Origin of the sequence: Pseudopedobacter saltans DSM 12145, assembly GCF_000190735.1 — a bacterium.
Taxonomy (GTDB): Bacteria; Bacteroidota; Bacteroidia; order Sphingobacteriales; family Sphingobacteriaceae; genus Pseudopedobacter; species Pseudopedobacter saltans.
In genome coordinates, this window is sequence record NC_015177.1 from 144,606 (window position 1) to 160,281 (window position 15,676).

At 36.7% G+C, this 15,676-nt stretch carries 20 protein-coding genes, 1 tRNA gene and 1 pseudogene; 9 read left to right on the forward strand and 13 right to left on the reverse strand.

Annotated elements, in window-relative coordinates; genetic code table 11:
- Positions 1-3: 3 nt before the first annotated feature.
- The 5 genes and pseudogenes from PEDSA_RS20325 to PEDSA_RS00545 form a co-directional block, all read left to right on the forward strand.
- Positions 4-360: pseudogene (locus tag PEDSA_RS20325) on the forward strand (OmpA family protein); the annotation flags it as partial.
- Positions 361-722: 362 nt separating this feature from the next.
- Complete coding sequence (locus PEDSA_RS00530; RefSeq protein ID WP_013631194.1) at positions 723-1,385, forward strand: ankyrin repeat domain-containing protein; 663 nt, start codon at positions 723-725, stop codon at positions 1,383-1,385.
- A gap of 2 nt (positions 1,386-1,387) precedes the next feature.
- Positions 1,388-2,623 (forward strand): amidohydrolase, encoded by a 1,236-nt coding sequence (locus PEDSA_RS00535; protein ID WP_013631195.1) that lies wholly within the window; start codon positions 1,388-1,390, stop codon positions 2,621-2,623.
- A 136-nt stretch (positions 2,624-2,759) separates the two neighbouring features.
- Positions 2,760-3,245, forward strand: coding sequence for a DUF4822 domain-containing protein (locus tag PEDSA_RS00540; RefSeq protein WP_013631196.1), 486 nt, complete (start codon positions 2,760-2,762; stop codon positions 3,243-3,245).
- Positions 3,246-3,348: 103 nt separating this feature from the next.
- Positions 3,349-4,278, forward strand: a complete 930-nt coding sequence (locus tag PEDSA_RS00545) for an AraC family transcriptional regulator (RefSeq protein WP_013631197.1) — start codon at positions 3,349-3,351, stop codon at positions 4,276-4,278.
- Between the two features lie 201 nt (positions 4,279-4,479).
- On the opposite strand, the gene PEDSA_RS00550 is transcribed toward PEDSA_RS00545, so the two are convergent.
- Positions 4,480-4,551, reverse strand: a tRNA-Glu gene (locus PEDSA_RS00550).
- A gap of 110 nt (positions 4,552-4,661) precedes the next feature.
- Here PEDSA_RS00550 and gap point away from each other — a divergent pair.
- The 4 genes from gap (at position 4,662) to PEDSA_RS00570 (ending at position 7,834) form a co-directional block, all read left to right on the forward strand.
- Positions 4,662-5,660 (forward strand): type I glyceraldehyde-3-phosphate dehydrogenase, encoded by a 999-nt coding sequence (gene gap / locus PEDSA_RS00555; RefSeq protein ID WP_013631199.1) that lies wholly within the window; start codon positions 4,662-4,664, stop codon positions 5,658-5,660.
- Between the two features lie 4 nt (positions 5,661-5,664).
- Positions 5,665-6,099 (forward strand): GNAT family N-acetyltransferase, encoded by a 435-nt coding sequence (locus tag PEDSA_RS00560; protein ID WP_013631200.1) that lies wholly within the window; start codon positions 5,665-5,667, stop codon positions 6,097-6,099.
- A gap of 30 nt (positions 6,100-6,129) precedes the next feature.
- Positions 6,130-7,320, forward strand: a complete 1,191-nt coding sequence (locus tag PEDSA_RS00565; protein WP_013631201.1) for a phosphoglycerate kinase — start codon at positions 6,130-6,132, stop codon at positions 7,318-7,320.
- A 148-nt stretch (positions 7,321-7,468) separates the two neighbouring features.
- On the forward strand, positions 7,469-7,834 hold the full coding sequence (locus tag PEDSA_RS00570; RefSeq protein WP_013631202.1) for a DUF488 domain-containing protein: 366 nt from the start codon (positions 7,469-7,471) through the stop codon (positions 7,832-7,834).
- 91 nt (positions 7,835-7,925) lie between these two features.
- Here the strand turns inward: PEDSA_RS00570 and PEDSA_RS00575 are convergent, their stop codons facing one another.
- From PEDSA_RS00575 to PEDSA_RS00630, 12 genes are all read right to left on the reverse strand, one after another.
- A complete protein-coding gene (locus PEDSA_RS00575) occupies positions 7,926-8,240 on the reverse strand; it encodes a 2Fe-2S iron-sulfur cluster-binding protein (RefSeq protein ID WP_041536924.1) in 315 nt (104 codons plus the stop codon).
- Between the two features lie 3 nt (positions 8,241-8,243).
- The gene (locus PEDSA_RS00580) at positions 8,244-9,248 is read right to left on the reverse strand and encodes an NAD(P)/FAD-dependent oxidoreductase (protein ID WP_013631204.1); all 1,005 of its coding nucleotides are present in this window, start codon (positions 9,246-9,248) and stop codon (positions 8,244-8,246) included.
- A gap of 11 nt (positions 9,249-9,259) precedes the next feature.
- Positions 9,260-9,565 (reverse strand): cupin domain-containing protein, encoded by a 306-nt coding sequence (locus PEDSA_RS00585; RefSeq protein ID WP_013631205.1) that lies wholly within the window; start codon positions 9,563-9,565, stop codon positions 9,260-9,262.
- A 39-nt stretch (positions 9,566-9,604) separates the two neighbouring features.
- Positions 9,605-9,934: a 2Fe-2S iron-sulfur cluster-binding protein gene (locus tag PEDSA_RS00590; protein WP_013631206.1), complete on the reverse strand. Its 330-nt coding sequence runs from the start codon at positions 9,932-9,934 to the stop codon at positions 9,605-9,607.
- Between the two features lie 9 nt (positions 9,935-9,943).
- Positions 9,944-10,417 (reverse strand): hemerythrin domain-containing protein, encoded by a 474-nt coding sequence (locus PEDSA_RS00595; RefSeq protein WP_013631207.1) that lies wholly within the window; start codon positions 10,415-10,417, stop codon positions 9,944-9,946.
- Positions 10,418-10,419: 2 nt separating this feature from the next.
- Positions 10,420-10,803: a group III truncated hemoglobin gene (locus PEDSA_RS00600; RefSeq protein WP_013631208.1), complete on the reverse strand. Its 384-nt coding sequence runs from the start codon at positions 10,801-10,803 to the stop codon at positions 10,420-10,422.
- A 5-nt stretch (positions 10,804-10,808) separates the two neighbouring features.
- Entirely contained in the window at positions 10,809-11,195 is a 387-nt protein-coding gene (locus tag PEDSA_RS00605) for a group III truncated hemoglobin (protein ID WP_013631209.1), read from the reverse strand.
- A gap of 61 nt (positions 11,196-11,256) precedes the next feature.
- The gene (locus tag PEDSA_RS00610) at positions 11,257-11,667 is read right to left on the reverse strand and encodes a hypothetical protein (protein WP_013631210.1); all 411 of its coding nucleotides are present in this window, start codon (positions 11,665-11,667) and stop codon (positions 11,257-11,259) included.
- 6 nt (positions 11,668-11,673) lie between these two features.
- Complete coding sequence (locus PEDSA_RS00615; protein WP_013631211.1) at positions 11,674-11,928, reverse strand: hypothetical protein; 255 nt, start codon at positions 11,926-11,928, stop codon at positions 11,674-11,676.
- Positions 11,929-11,939: 11 nt separating this feature from the next.
- Complete coding sequence (locus PEDSA_RS00620; protein ID WP_013631212.1) at positions 11,940-12,941, reverse strand: cytochrome c; 1,002 nt, start codon at positions 12,939-12,941, stop codon at positions 11,940-11,942.
- 12 nt (positions 12,942-12,953) lie between these two features.
- Positions 12,954-14,975 carry a cbb3-type cytochrome c oxidase subunit I gene (locus tag PEDSA_RS00625; protein WP_245546795.1) on the reverse strand — a complete coding sequence of 674 codons (2,022 nt, stop codon included), beginning with the start codon at positions 14,973-14,975 and terminating at the stop codon, positions 12,954-12,956.
- A gap of 156 nt (positions 14,976-15,131) precedes the next feature.
- On the reverse strand, positions 15,132-15,569 hold the full coding sequence (locus PEDSA_RS00630) for an RrF2 family transcriptional regulator (protein ID WP_013631214.1): 438 nt from the start codon (positions 15,567-15,569) through the stop codon (positions 15,132-15,134).
- Between the last annotated feature and the right edge of the window lie 107 nt (positions 15,570-15,676).

Sequence of the window (15,676 nt, forward strand, 5' to 3'; positions counted from 1 at the left end):
CATAAAGCTATCCGTATAGAAAATATTTATTATGATTTTGATAAGTGGAATATCAGACCTGATGCGGCTGTAGAGTTGGATAAATTGGTTAAAATATTAAAAGATAATCCAACCATTTGGATAGAGTTGGGGTCTCATACCGATAGCAGAGGTAAAGATGCCTATAACTTAAACCTGTCTCAAAAAAGGGCAGAATCAGCAGTTGGTTATATTGTATCGAGAGGAATTGATAAGAATAGAATTGCAGCAAGGGGTTATGGTGAGACCCAATTATTAAATCGTTGTTCAAATGGCGTAGAATGTACAGAAGAAGAACATCAGTTAAACCGCAGAACCGAATTTAAAATTGTTAAATATTAATTACGTACTTTAAATAATCAATTTAATGGAAAACCAGATGCTACTGTGCGTCTGGTTTTTTTATTCTAGGCTTATGTTACTCGCTAAAAGCGGTTGCTCTTTATACATATTGAATTACTGTCTTTGGTATAAATTTTCATAAGATACTTTTAAAGCGAAGCTATATTACGAAAACGCGGAAGAGTATTGAGGAAACACCTTTTAAATTAAAATATAGTGCAAGATCTTTAAAGAAGATAATAGTATTATAAATCTTTCAAGCATCCGGATAGAATATCCAAACTTATGGCAGGAATTAACATTTACTTTGTTTGAGTGTTCTGTTAATAAGCAGACATTTTTTTCAAATTAACAAAAAGAAGATGAGACTATTTTTATTGTGCCTTTGCATTTTTACGTCATGTGATGCAAAAAGTAGCAGTTCTGAGTATGAAGCTGGCGCGCCCCAAGAAACTATTGTAGAAATGGTTGCTAAAAGTAATATTAAAGGAGTGAAAGCGGCACTTGATCAGGGAGCCGATGTAAACACCCGTGACCGCAACAAGCGAACATTGTTATTACTGGCCACTATAAACAAGAATGCAGAAATGGCGAAAATGTTGGTAACGCATGGGGCGGATGTAAATATGCAGGATAATATACAGGATAGCCCTTTTTTATATGCCGGAGCAAGCGGACAAACAGAGCTTGTTGATCTGTTTTTGAAAAACGGAGCTCGATTTGATGTGTTTAACAGATATTACGGAACAGCTTTGATTCCTGCCTGCGAGCGCGGGCATGTGGAGACGGTAAAGCTTTTGGCAAACACCAAAAACTTTCCGATAAATCATGTCAATCGTTTAGGTTGGACAGCCTTGATGGAAGCGGTTATTCTGGGAAGTGGAGGAAGTAAATACCAGGAAATAGTGAAAATACTGAAAGACAGAGGAGCTGACCTTACTATTCCCGATCATAATGGGCAAACGCCATTGCAGCATGCGAGACTGAGAGGGTTTAATGAAATAGCAAAAATATTATCGGAATAAAAATGGAACAGCAGACTAATAACCTGTCTGGCGATAAGCAATATGCATTTAAGAATGTATTGCTGGAAACCGGGTTTGAATACGACGGGCAGGAAATTATAAAAACCCAAACCGGACTTTTCTGTATAGAGATAGAAAATGGTAAAATAAAGACGATTACGCCGAATGATCTCAATAAAAATGCAATTGATGCCGAAGGCAGATTGATGTTGCCTGCTTTTAAAGACATGCATGCGCATCTGGATAAGATGCTTTATGGTTTGCCGTGGCAAGCGGTGTCTGAAAAGAGGAAAACGGTAAAAGATATGATTGCTTATGAGCAACAAATGATTCCGGAATGGTTAAAGACTTCGGTGGTACGAACTGAGAAGCTTATCGATATGCTGCAATCCTATGGAACGCATTATATCAGGTCGCATTTTAACATTGATCCGACTTCTGGCTTTGAATCTTTGAAACATCTTGAGATAGCATTGCAATATAAGGAAAGGACAGTTGGAACTGAATTGGTAGCTTTTCCTCAGCATGGTATCTTCTATACAGATACAGCACCTCTTTTAAAAGAAGTTGTAAAAATGAATATAGATTTTATTGGAGGAGTAGATCCGTTTTCTATTGATGGAAGTATAGAGAAACCAATGGAACTGATCACCCAGCTGGCTGTAGATAATAACAAGGGTATTGATATCCATTTGCATGAAACAAGTGAGAGTGGAGTGAAGACTATTGAATACCTGATTGATAAGGCTATGGAAAACCCTCAAAATCTTAAAGGAAGGACATTTGTTAGTCACGCATTTGTTTTAGGGCATCTTCCACTTTCAAAAACAGAAAGTATTGCTGAACGTTTGGCTGAGGCTGGGGTAGGGATTGTTTCATCTGTACCTTTTAGGGATACGGTTATGCCGATTCCCCTCCTGAGGAAACATGGAGTAGAGGTATTGGTAGGCAATGACAATATCCAGGATCACTGGAGTACATTCGGTTCTGGTAATATGCTGCAAAAAGCACATTTGATTGCCGAACTTTATGGCTACACTACTGAATGGGAGCTGTCGCGTACTTTGGGTCTTGCGACCAGACAGATCTTACCGTTAGATGATAAAGGTAATCAGCAATGGCCCAAGGTTGGAGATGAAGCCAATCTGGTCTTTATTGAATCGTCCTGTTCGGCAGAAGCCGTTGCAAGGATTTCGCCCGTAAGATCTTTAGTACATAAAGGAAATATTGTGTATTAACGACGAGTACTTTTATAAAGATGGCTAGTTTGCATTTTTCAATTCTGGTTATAAATTTTTCAAGCAAAGGGATAAAAAGTTCAAGTTGGTGTGGGTAAAGTAGATATACCTTTGTGAAAAAGAAAAATCTTGTAATATGAAGAATTTTAAAAAACTAGGTACAGTACTTTTACTGACAATTAGCAGCATCGTTTTCTTTAGCTGCAGTAAAGATGACAAAGATACACCAGAAAAATCGATGACGCCAAGCGAAATACTGGCAAGCACATTCTGGGAAACAACAGATGCAAAAGATAGCAAGGGTGCGCATGTGAATTTGAAAGACGCGAACGTATCGAACTTTGTAGGTTTTGCTTATTTTAAAGCTGATGGTACATTTACAATGTACAATTTGGATGATTCTCCAAAAATGCATGGAGATTGGTCAGTTCCTGCAGACGGAAAGACGCGTACAATTGTTGCCAAAAATGATAAAGGAGAGGTGTTGTTTACTCGTGTAGTTGATATCACTGTTCTGACTAAGCAGGAGTTTACTTATCGTATATATCCAAATGCTGATGATAAAACGGTGTATTTTGATATTATCCATACACCAACTGCACATGCTGAGCCTAAAAAATAGATAATATACAATTTCATAACAGGATAAGGTCGGTTCTATATTTTAAGGTGCCTTATTCTAATGAAAGACATGGATTGACGGAGAATATTTTCAAAATCAATCCATGTTTTTTTATTATAAAATTCCATATATTACAATAGAACCCAATTGTATTTGGTATATGGTTAAGGATTTGTACGATGAAGAGACATATATTCCGATTATAGGAATACATGAATTTCGAAAAGATCAATCGGCTGGTAGGGAAGAGTTCCTTTTTAATGAATTGCATGGAGAACGACATATAGGCCGGCCGCATAAGCATGACTTTTTTATCATCATATTGTTTGATATAGCAGAAGGTGTTCATACAATTGATTTTCATGATTACCCAATAGGTAACAGGCAAATTCATGTGCTGTTTCCGGGGCAGGTACATACCTGGGACATAAAACCTAATACCACAGGTTACCAATTGATGGTACAACGGAGTTTTTTCGAACGTTTTGCTCCATTTTTTAGATTTTCGTTTTCGCACTATATCAATCATCCGGTAATTTCTCTTACTGATAATAACTTCGATTTGCTGAAATACGAGTTTGATGCGATAAGAGATGAACTTAAAACAGGGAATTCATTACAGGAGGTTATCAGTGCGAGAGCCGCGGTAATAGCAGCTATAGTAAGCAAAGAGGCTGAGGCAATCTTTACGGATTTTAAAGTATTCCAGTCTAATCCCCGGCTGGCAAAATTCAATATGCTGATAGATAAATTCTATAAGCAGGAAAAGCTGGTTGGATTTTATGCATCGAAACTTAACATATCTTCAAATTATTTAAATATTCTTTGCAAGACTCATCTCAACATATCGGCAACCAAGCTGATTCAGCAACGTGTATTGTTGGAGGCGAAACGTCTTCTTCAATCAACAGATTTGTCTATAAAAGAAATTGCATTCGAATTGGGGTTTATTGATCATGCTTATTTTTCGAATTTCTTTAAAGGCCATGCGGGAGTTACTCCCACACAATTTAGGGATAGCGATGATACATAATGAGATATTTCTCTTTGCTAATTGTTATGCTGAAAAATCATCCAGCATATCCATTGATGGGGCAAAGAATAAAGTTGCGGTAATTATCTTTGGTGTAAATTCTCATCTGATACATTTAGAGCGAGCTATATTACGAAAAAATAATGGAGTGTTGTGAAGGCGAAAAAACAAAAAAGCACCACTTTTGCAGTGATGCTTTCGTAGCCCGTAGGGGAATCGAACCCCTGTTTCAAGAATGAAAATCTTGCGTCCTAACCCCTAGACGAACGGGCCATTTTGTTTTTGGTGGTGCAAATATAGAAACGTAAATATAAACTGCAAAATAAATTTAAAATTTTTTTAGCCCCCCTATTTAGGTACATTTGTTTATCAAAAAACATGAGATGAATGTAGCTATAAATGGCTTTGGACGCATAGGACGGACGCTAACAAAATTGCTTATAGACAAACAAGATGTAAACGTATTGGCTATAAATGATTTAACAAATGCGGACACCTTGGCTCATCTCTTTAAGTACGATTCTGTTCACGGGAGGTTTGACGGAAGGGTCTCTTCCGGAGATGGATATCTGGAAATTAATGAAAAAAAAATACAGGTTCTTTCTGAAAAAAATCCTGAAGACTTACCCTGGGGAGAATTAGGAATTGATGTAGTAGTTGATGCAACCGGTAAATTTTTGACCGAGGAACTGGCAACTAAACATTTGAAGGCAGGTGCCAAACAGGTGATATTATCGACTCCGACTCCTGATAAGAATATTCCAATGGTGGTATTGGGCGTTAATGACGATGCGATAAATCTAAGAAGTCCGATAATTTCAAATGCGTCTTGTACGACCAACAATGTAGCAGCTCTGATTAAAGTATTGAATGACCATTGGAGAATTAAGGAAGGGTATATTACAACGGTACATTCTATGACGGGTGATCAGAATTTACATGACGCACCTCATAAGGATCTAAGAAGGGCGAGAGCAGCTTCAGAATCTATTATTCCAACAACAACAGGCGCTGCAAAAGCTATAACCAATATCTTTCCACATCTGGAAGGGAAATTGGGAGGAGCGGGGATCAGGGTTCCGGTACTGAACGGTTCGCTAACGGATTTTACTTGTCTATTGGAAAGCCAGCCAGCTTCTGTTGCCGAAATTAATGAGGCTTTTAAGCTTGCTTCAGAAACTACCTTGAAAGGTATTCTGGAATATACAGAAGACCCGATAGTTTCGGTAGATATACTGGGAAATCCACATTCCTGTGTATTTGATGCCAGGCTGACTTCTATCGTAGGCGGTATGATAAAAGTGGTAGGATGGTATGATAACGAGTTTGGATATTCATCCAGACTGGCGGATTTGATTGATAAAATAAATAACCAAAAATAAACAGATGGTAAAATTCGTAAACGCCTCGGATGTATTATTTGTAAGGAATATCGTTTTAAGAGACGGTAAACTTACCACTTCGGAATGTGTTTTTGAGAATGACGAAGCACCAGGTTCTTTTCATTTGGGATATGAAATAGAAGGTGAACTGGTGAGTGTTGCTTCCTTTCACAAAGTATCGCACCCGGATTTTCCCGGAATAGGTTACCAGCTTCGTGGAATGGCAACTTTGTACGAGTTTAGAGGAAAAGGATATGGTAATATGCTTCTTAATTTTGCAATCGTATATTTGCGGGGACAAAAGGCAAATTACATCTGGTGTAATGCAAGACAGGTAGCCTACAAATTTTACCTTTCGCTAGGTTTTGAATTTATTTCTGACGAGTTCGAGGTCCCTGAGGTTGGTCCGCACAGACAGATGTACCTGAAAATTGTTTGATAGAAGAACCATATTTATATTATATAGAAAATGAAAACTGTAGACAGCTTAAATTTTAATAATAAGAGAGCTCTTGTAAGGGTAGATTTTAATGTGCCTTTAGATGCCGAATTTAACATTACTGATGACAAAAGAATAACAGCAGCTTTACCAACTATTAAAAAAATTCTTAATGATGGTGGATCTGTTGTATTAATGTCGCATTTAGGCAGACCAAAAGAAGGTCCAACAAATAAATTTTCTTTAAAACACGTTGTTGCACACTTATCTACATTATTAGGTAAAGAGGTTCAATTTGCGGATGATTGTATTGGTGAAGATGCTAAGGCTAAAGCCGATGCTTTGAAAGCCGGAGAAGTTTTATTGATTGAAAACTTACGTTTTTACAAAGAAGAAGAAAAAGGTGATGAAGCTTTTGCAGAGAAATTGGCTCAATTAGGACAAGTTTATGTAAATGATGCTTTTGGAGCAGCGCACAGAGCACATGCTTCAACTGCCGTTATTGCTAAATTTTTTCCGGATGCAAAATATTTTGGCTATTTAATGGCCTCTGAATTAGAGAATGCAGAAAAGGTATTAAATCACGCTTCCAAACCATTTACAGCTATCATGGGCGGATCTAAAGTATCTGATAAAATTCTGTTAATCGAAAAATTGTTGGATAAAGTGGACCACCTGGTTGTTGGTGGCGGTATGACTTATACTTTTATCAAAGCTTTAGGCGGATCTATTGGTCAATCTATTGTTGAGTTAGACAAATTACAATTGGCTTTAGATGTGATTGAAAAAGCTAAAGAAAAAGGAGTGCAATTGCATTTAGCTTCTGATTCTGTTATTGCAGATGATTTTTCAGAATCAGCTAATATTAAAATTGTTCCTACCAACGAAATTCCTGATGGATGGGAAGGTCTTGATATTGGTCCAGAAACAAGAGAAAGATATGCTAAAGTAGTTTTAGATTCAAAAACTATTCTTTGGAATGGTCCAATGGGTGTTTTTGAAATGAATGCGTTTGATAAAGGAACAAGAGCTGTTGCAGATGCGATTGTAGAAGCTACAAAAAATGGTGCATTTTCTCTGATTGGTGGTGGAGACTCTGCTGCTGCTATTGCTAAATTTGGTTTAGAAAATGAAGTAAGCTACGTTTCTACTGGTGGTGGTGCTTTGTTAGAGTATATGGAAGGCAAAGAACTTCCGGGAGTAAAAGCTATCCAGGGATAATTTCAGGCTGAGATATTCTAAGTAAAGAGGCTTAAAGAGTTTTTACAAAATAAAACTCTTTAAGCCTCTTATGGTTTATTATGTATATAGTTTATTCTCGATAGAAGATTAAAGTCCCATAAACTAAGACTTTTAACTTGTACAGCTCATGTCAAAAATAAAAATAGCCATTCAAAGAGCTTATGACGCACCTGCGGAAGAAGAAGAATCTTTCCGGGTTTTGGTTGACCGACTTTGGCCACGGGGACTAAAGAAAGAAAATCTGGAACTTGATTTTTGGGCAAAAGATATAAGTCCTTCTGCAGAGGTGCGGAAGAAATATCATAGTCATCCTGATGATTTTGCAGCTTTTAAAAAAAGTTATTTAAAAGAACTGGAAAGTAATCCCAATTTGGATTTTCTTACAAAGGAGTTGGGGAAGCATAAGCGTATAATATTATTATATGCATCAAAGGATAAAGAACATAATAATGCAGTTGTTCTGAAAGAATTTTTAGAAAAAAAAATGGGTTAGCTAGTTGCGGTAACTCGACATTGAAACTGGGTCTGGTTGTTTGTAGTGTGTTGATTTTCTGGTGTTAAGATAGGTTTTATGCTTCAGATTATTAATTTCCGATTATTCTGATAACCATTCCGTCGGGAATATCATTTAATCTAATCTGGCAAGCTAGCCTGCTGTTAGTTTCACTATGAGGAAGGACATCAAGCATAGATAATTCTATTTCCTTTGGTTCCGGAATTTGCTCTTCTTTTTCTAAAACAGCTATATGACAGGTCGCACATAAGGCAATACCTCCACAGCTGGCTTCAATATCATAATCGGCGGCTTTCAAAAATTCCATCAGACTCAGATTTATACCTTCAGGTATTTCCAATTCCTTTTTCCTTTCGGCTTGATCGATCACAATTATCATGGACATAATTTACAGAGGATTTATACCGTAAACGGTCGTGTATTTAAAGGTTAGTTTCTCGTTTGGATATACATACTTAAAAGCACTTTGGGCCATTAAAGCTGCTTCGTGAAAACCGCAAAGAATAAGTTTTAATTTTCCTTCGTAAGTGTTAATATCGCCAATAGCATACACACCTTCAATATCTGTAGAATAATCCTTGGTATTTACCTGTATAGCATGTTTATCTATATTTAGCCCCCACTCGGCTATAGGCCCAAGTTTAGGTGTTAAACCAAAGAGCGGGATGAAATATTCGGCATCTATTTTTATAGTGTTTTTATGATGATCGAGTAGTTCTACGCCTTCTAGCCAATCTTCACCATACAAATCGACCACATTAGTTTTCAATACCAGATCAATTTTATTTTGCCGGGCCAATTCGAATACCTTGGCAGCGGAATCAGGCGAACCTCTGAAAGTATCTCCACGATGTATCAATATAACACGTTTTGCAATATCGGCTAAATGAATGGTCCAATCCAAAGCAGAATCTCCTCCACCAGCAATTACTACTTTTTTATCTCTTAAGATCTCTGGTGATTTGATTAAATACAGAACACCTTTAGTTTCGAACTCTTCCAGAGAATCAATAGCGGGTTTTCTCGGTTCAAAGCAACCCAATCCCCCTGCGATGACAATAGCTTTAGCGGCTATTTTAGTGTTGTCACTGGTTACTATCTCAAATATTCCCTCTTTGTTTTTATGAAAATATTCTACCCGTTCTCCTAACGTAAAAGTTGGAGAGAAAGGATGGATCTGTTCCATTAATTTGTCTACCAGTTCCTGCGCAGTTATTGTAGGATATCCGGGAATATCATAAATTGGTTTATGAGGGTAAACTTCTGAAAGCTGACCGCCAACTTGCGGCAAGGCATCAACCAAATGGCAGCGCATGCGTAAGAGACCAGCTTCAAAAACTGCAAAAAGTCCAACAGGTCCGGCTCCAATAATACATATATCACAGTTGATCATCTTGCTAGTTTTTAACCTTGTATCAATAAACAAATGCTGTCTTCCAGAGAATACACCGAATGAATAACATCGGTTGGAATTTCTAAACTGTCGAAGCTTTCCAGATTAATCTCTCTGTATTTTTCTTTATAAACTACATTGCCCTTGATGACGAGCAATGTAGTAGGTATATTGGTTTTGTGCTCCTTTAGTGTGATACCTTCTTTTAGTCCTAAAACAATTGTTTTACTATCTGTTCCTTTTTTTAAAACTTTAATTATCGGTTTGTTGGAAGAAGGCAGCTGACTTAGTATTTCATTGATCGTATTGTCTTTCATGTATCCACTTTTTTAAATTGGCAGTTTAGGTCATCATCATTATTCCAGCACTTTGATTTTTAAACCATCCAAATGTTCATCAATTAATATCTGACACGCTAAACGGATATTTTTGTTTTGCATATGTTGTCTTTCTATCGTAGTTCCTTCATTCCTGTCTAAAAATGTAGGTTGCGTTTTAAACTCTAATATTTCTATTAAACAGGTTCCACATTTACCCATTCCCAGGCAGTCTCCGAAGTCATCAGGATATAGATTGTCATAAATCAGCATCATGAGATTCCGGTATTCATTATAATATGTGTTGATATTATAATAATCTCCTCCATAAATAATGCCGATACTGATGTTTTTGTCTCTATTTAGCAAAACGATTAATTAATGTTTCCAAAATTCAACATGGTAATCATCTGCAAAATCATCCTTCTCGTTTTTAAGTGTTTCGCCAATTTTTTCCAGCTCTTCTTTCGAAAGTGTTTTTTCAAGGAAAGGAAAAACCTCACGTTCCTCCAATCGTATATGTTGATTTACTCTATCAATTAAAGTTTGAAATATTGTCTTTTGAGGATTATCGGAATCCTTGATTTGCGAAATGATACCATTAATCTGCAGATGCTGCTGTGTGACGAGCTCGCAAAGTGAACTGCTGCTTCGCGCAAATAACAGTTCTTCTTCCTGATTAAAGTGTTTTTGCATATGCTCATTCCAGAAAAATAATACATAATCTTTTAGGATAAGAGGAATATCCTTCTTTAAACCCTCTTTTATTTTCCAGCAAAAGAGTAGAGTTAAATGATGGTCCCTGGATAATTGAACTAAAAATTCTGACCTCTTAATAGGTGCTTTTTTCATGATTATTCCTCCGGAATTTGTTTTACTGCTTTCATAATTCTTGCAATGCTGAATGCCCTTTTCTTTGCATTCGAAGCAATTTTACCTGTGAAAAGCTCATCAACAGTTTGGTTAAAAAGCGATAGCCATCTGTCGAAATGCTCTTTATCTACCTTTAACGGAAGGTGACTAGGCAGTGGATCTCCCCTGTAAGTTCTGGTATAAAGCAATAGTGTAGACCAGAACTGAATCATTTTTTCTAAATGAGGATCCCAGTCTTTTATTATAGCATTGAAAACAGATGATAAAAGCTCATCCCTTCTGATTTTATCATAAAAAGTATTTACCAATAATGTGATATCCTCTACGCTTTCAATGTCTTTCTCTGTATTGATTGTTGCTACCATATCCTCTAAATAATAACCTTGTCAGCACCGCCACGCATATTTTCCAATCTTGTAAGAAACATAGAAGCCATAAGTTCCGAGCGATGTTTGCAGTCTTCAGCAATTTCTCCGGAAAAGAAATGGTCTATGGTTTGCTGAAATAATTCCAGCCAACGTTCGAAATGATTCTTTTGTATAGGAAGCGGAGCATGTTTGGCGAAGGGATTTCCTTTAAACCCGGGGACACCGAACAGCGCTGCGTTCCAAAATTTATACATTTTATCCAGGTGAGTTGGCCAATCCTGAATGGCATTGTCGAAGATTGGTCCAATAAGTTCATCTTGTTGTACCTTGTAGTAGAAATCGTCAACAAATATTTTAATGTCATCTATATTTCTAATGTCTGTTTTCATTCGCATCTCTTTTAACTTTCTATTACCTGTTCTCTACTGTCGGCTATTTCTAATTCCTACGTTAAAATAAATTGATAGCGGACGAAGTGGTGAAATAATAAATGGTCCAGGCAATAAAGAGAATTAACAAAATAAATATCCAAAAAGGTATGCTCTGTGGAGATTCACTTCCCGATATCAAAAAGTTTTTTTGGCTCCCTTTGCCATAAGCATTAATCATGATTGGGATTTTTCCATCTACAATTGCATTTTCCTTTATTCCTTCTACTGCAATGGACGGACCATTTCTTACTTCGAACGGAATTAACCTGACACCTTCTTTTCCCTGCGGATCTTTACTTACTATTTTTAGTAAATGTTTGCCATCGACCAATTTGGAGGTATCAAGCTCGAAATTTACAGGTGCAAATAATTCGGCAACAGGGGTGATATTATCATCTATAAACAGAAATATTTTACTTTTTTCTTCCATACCAATTTAGTTTATAAAGAGGTTCTTAATGTGAGATTCCGATTTTTCTCCTGGTTTTATCAAATACTTAAGGGAATAAATCAATGTAATTAAAACCAGGATTGCGACAACAGAAATAATGATATAATCCCAATTATTTTGAGGTCCGGCCCCATGTGTTATGCCTTTCAATACTTTTGGTTGTTGCTTTTCGCATACAGGGCATGCCCACAAAGCAATATGAGAAAACAATAAATAAAAGATTAACAATAATTTTTTCATCTTACGCCTGTTTACTTTTTGACTTTTTTAACCAGTTCATCTATTTGCTGGGTAGTGACTTTTGGAGCATTATTACCCCAGTTTGTTTTTACATAATTCATGATAGCTGTAATTTCTTCCGGAGAAAGGTTGTTGTTTGTGCCAACGGGAGGCATTACTGCATAACCTTCACTTATTCTGCCACTGTACCCATTCATTATAATATCCACCATCGTTTTGGGATCCTCGTTTAATACTACTTTGCTGTCTTTTAAAGCCGGAAAGGCACCTTTTAAACCTTTTCCATTTTCCTGATGGCACATCTGGCAATTATTTGCATATAATGGAGCACCATCCAGTTCTTCTTTTTTTCCGTTGCTCGCAGTTACCGTTCTTATTTCCTTTTTATATAAGAATATTGGTTTAGCAACAGTTTCCGGAAGATCGGCCTGAACCAAAGATTGCAGGTAAGCAATTAAATGCAAAGCTTTTGGCGTAGCCACAATTTTATTATGCTTGTTTGTGAGATATTCTTCAGGAACGGTAACTACAACATCGGTAGGTAACACATTTTCTTTTTCTTCAAACAGCCATGGATAAGATGGCATAATGGATTCTTTAACCAATATTCTTGGATTATAAAGGTGTGTAAGGTTCCATTCCGAACTGGGTTGTCTGGAACCGATATTAGTTAAATCAGGTCCGGTTCTTTCCGTTCCCATTAGTGTAGCTGTATTTCGCCAAATATCAGTTCTGGAAATTCCAGCATAATCGGCTGCAATACTTGGGCGTTTTCCCCAGGTTTTGTCCATATCTACATTTCTTACCTGCTGGGTATGACAGGCCATACAACCTTCAGATACGAAAATGGCCTTACCCATTTCGGCTTCTTTACTTAAAGGTTTTGAGTTGGGCAATGGTGCGTAGTTTTTTTCATTATCTAAAGCGGGAATAATACATACTAAAATGGTGAGTGCAACAAAAAGGGTAGTTGCGGTTATATAAAGATTTTTATGGTTATTAAAGTATTCCATGATTATGGGTGATTATATAGCGTTCTCCTTATTGACGGTTTTGTTAAGTCTGTTAATTGCCATTTCGTTGATATCTATTGATTTGTGATCGGATAACATTTTATATAGGTTATAAATGAAAAACAAGTGAGATAACCACATCAAACTTCCGCCGATTGCCCGCCATAGCCAATATGGAGCCATTAATACTATACCTTCGATAAATGGCTTTCCTTCCATCCATAACATGCCTTTTAAAGTGCTGCCATACATTAGGGGTACAGTATATATCAATAAACCAATTATTGCTAACCAAAAATGTATACCAACCGTTAATTGCGGTGCTTCTTTACCTGTCAATCTTGGGATCAAGGCATAAATGGCAGCCCAAAGGAAAAAGCTGATGATGCCGTACATGGTTAAGTGAGAGTGGGCAACAGTAAAATCGGTAAAGTGCCATAACAGGTTGGTGTACCTGAATGCTTCCGCAGTTCCTTGTAATGACCCCGTGAAGTAAAAGACTATTCCAACAAGGAAGAAAGGAAGCGTATAGCTCTGACCGATCTTATACCAGGAACCATTAAATGTTAACAGGAAGTTGGCTGTGCCAGCAGCAACAGGAATAACCATGCCCATACTACCTATAATAGCTGTAGTTTGTAGCCACCAGGGAATCGAACTGAATATAAAATGGTGAGTACCTATCAAAGTATAGAAAAGAATCTGTGCCCAAAATGCAAGAATGCCCAGACTATAAGAATATATTGGTTTATTAAGTTGTTGAGGTAAAAAGTAATATACAATACCTAACGTAAATAACATAAACCACATGCCTACTCCCTGGTGCATATAGTAACCCTGCACTATGGTTTCTCCTAAACCATGTTGCCAAAAAGGTAAATAAGCAACCAGTGAAATTACAATGGTAAACAGGATGGAGGCGATCATATACCAATTGGAAATATAAATTTCCTTTGTTTTTCTTTTGGCTATGGTTTTAATAAAATTGATGACCGTTATAACCAGCGCAATGGCAAAAGGAAGCATAATTGGCCATATATATTCCCTGTATTCTCCACCACTATTGTTTATTCCTGCCATTAGAGATAAAGTACCAGATATGACCGTGATATTAATCAGGGCGAAAGCCCACCAGCCCAACTTTATGTTGTGAATAGGAGTATTACTTACACGTGGGATTATATAATGCCCGAGTCCAAGCATGGCTAAAGAGGCCCACCCCCAAAACACAGCATTTGTATGGACGGGCCTCAATCTGCCAAAACTCAACCAGCTAATACTATCGGCTTCCGGGGCCATAAATTTTATGCCCAGATATTCTCCTATCGTAGTTCCGAATAATAGCCAAAATGCGGCAGCACCTATATACCAAATAATCAGTTTGCTTAGAGCCGGAGATATTTGATGCCTTTGCAGCGCTTTCTTCTTTGCGGCAACCAAAGGCAATGGAGCCTGATGTTCAATGTCGTTTAATAATCCAATGGTATCCTCGGCAGGTATATTGCCAGAAAGTTGATTGTCGGGAATACGGAAATCCAGTGCTTTTTTTCGTTTAATAAGCTCTTGTTCTATTGCTTCATCCTCGTTACTCTCCAAAAATTCAGATAGTTTTATCGCTTCGCTGATGTCCTGCTTTCTTTTGTATTTATCCAAAGCATTAATCAGCTTAATAATCAATATGGTTATTCCAGCTAATACCGGAATAAGTATGAGTATAATGGTAATAATAATTCCTCCGCTGGAAAGGGGGGAATCTCCGTTTTGAGTCTGAGAAAAGGAAGTTTGAGCGCTAAGATTTAGCAAAGCAAAGATTGCGATACCAAGCAGTCTATTTATATGTTTTGTTTTTGGTTCTTTTTTATAGCTTAAATAGGTGTCAATTTGTTCTATATTAAAGTTGCTGATACGTTTTTTAAATCTTAAAGTATCATCATCATTATTGTTTAAAGTGTTTTTAGTTACGGTATCTGCTTTGTTTTTGATATGTAGCACAGCCATTAATATAATTAGTAGTGCGAAAAACAGACTCCCCATCACACTTATTTGAATAATAAATGAATTTTTGCCTTCGGATGCACTACAAATTGAAGGGAGGGCAATCAAAAAAATTATAAAAAGTGATCTTATCGGGATTTTCATTGCTTTAAAAATATATTAATACCTTTTTGTCTTTTATTATTTTAAATTTTTTTATTTTTTCAATGTAGAGTTTCCTAGAATTAAATCCTCGTTGAAATCTTCTATAGTTGTGTTTTTAAGCATTTTAATAATATCATTCCTGATTTTTTTAAATTCATGATGAATAGGACAGGGGTTGCTTTCAGAACAGTAATTTAATCCCAAACCGCAACCGACAAATATTTTATCTCCATCTATAGCTTCAACGATGTTAGATAGTGGTTGCTTTAATGTAATGCTATCCATATAGAAACCGCCATTTGGCCCCTTTGCAGATAGAACGATACCTTTGCGACTTAAATCCTGCAGTATTTTTGCTAAAAAGTGCTCAGGGGAATTGATTCCCTGGGCAATTTCCTTTATACCAACTTTTTTGTCCTCCGAAGTTTTATAGGCGATAAAGAAAACAGCTCTCATCGCATATTCGCAAGTTTTTGAAAAAACACTCATATATTATATAATGCAAAGATAATCTTAAAGCTGAAAAAATAAAAGAGTTTTTTATCTTTTATTAGTGTTACTGGAAGTTCTCCCACTTTTTTTAAAAAATGGAGATT

Bases quoted from the DNA above. Each gene is read 5' to 3' on its own strand.
- PEDSA_RS00530 (WP_013631194.1), top strand. From the start codon at position 723: ATGAGACTATTTTTATTGTGCCTTTGCATTTTTACGTCATGTGATGCA.
- PEDSA_RS00535 (WP_013631195.1), top strand. From the start codon at position 1,388: ATGGAACAGCAGACTAATAACCTGTCTGGCGATAAGCAATATGCATTT.
- PEDSA_RS00540 (WP_013631196.1), top strand. From the start codon at position 2,760: ATGAAGAATTTTAAAAAACTAGGTACAGTACTTTTACTGACAATTAGC.
- PEDSA_RS00545 (WP_013631197.1), top strand. From the start codon at position 3,349: ATGTTTTTTTATTATAAAATTCCATATATTACAATAGAACCCAATTGT.
- gap (WP_013631199.1), top strand. From the start codon at position 4,662: ATGAATGTAGCTATAAATGGCTTTGGACGCATAGGACGGACGCTAACA.
- PEDSA_RS00560 (WP_013631200.1), top strand. From the start codon at position 5,665: ATGGTAAAATTCGTAAACGCCTCGGATGTATTATTTGTAAGGAATATC.
- PEDSA_RS00565 (WP_013631201.1), top strand. From the start codon at position 6,130: ATGAAAACTGTAGACAGCTTAAATTTTAATAATAAGAGAGCTCTTGTA.
- PEDSA_RS00570 (WP_013631202.1), top strand. From the start codon at position 7,469: ATGTCAAAAATAAAAATAGCCATTCAAAGAGCTTATGACGCACCTGCG.
- PEDSA_RS00575 (WP_041536924.1), bottom strand. From the start codon at position 8,240: ATGTCCATGATAATTGTGATCGATCAAGCCGAAAGGAAAAAGGAATTG.
- PEDSA_RS00580 (WP_013631204.1), bottom strand. From the start codon at position 9,248: ATGATCAACTGTGATATATGTATTATTGGAGCCGGACCTGTTGGACTT.
- PEDSA_RS00585 (WP_013631205.1), bottom strand. From the start codon at position 9,565: ATGAAAGACAATACGATCAATGAAATACTAAGTCAGCTGCCTTCTTCC.
- PEDSA_RS00595 (WP_013631207.1), bottom strand. From the start codon at position 10,417: ATGAAAAAAGCACCTATTAAGAGGTCAGAATTTTTAGTTCAATTATCC.
- PEDSA_RS00600 (WP_013631208.1), bottom strand. From the start codon at position 10,803: ATGGTAGCAACAATCAATACAGAGAAAGACATTGAAAGCGTAGAGGAT.
- PEDSA_RS00605 (WP_013631209.1), bottom strand. From the start codon at position 11,195: ATGAAAACAGACATTAGAAATATAGATGACATTAAAATATTTGTTGAC.
- PEDSA_RS00610 (WP_013631210.1), bottom strand. From the start codon at position 11,667: ATGGAAGAAAAAAGTAAAATATTTCTGTTTATAGATGATAATATCACC.
- PEDSA_RS00615 (WP_013631211.1), bottom strand. From the start codon at position 11,928: ATGAAAAAATTATTGTTAATCTTTTATTTATTGTTTTCTCATATTGCT.
- PEDSA_RS00620 (WP_013631212.1), bottom strand. From the start codon at position 12,941: ATGGAATACTTTAATAACCATAAAAATCTTTATATAACCGCAACTACC.
- PEDSA_RS00625 (WP_245546795.1), bottom strand. From the start codon at position 14,975: ATGGGGAGTCTGTTTTTCGCACTACTAATTATATTAATGGCTGTGCTA.
- PEDSA_RS00630 (WP_013631214.1), bottom strand. From the start codon at position 15,569: ATGAGTGTTTTTTCAAAAACTTGCGAATATGCGATGAGAGCTGTTTTC.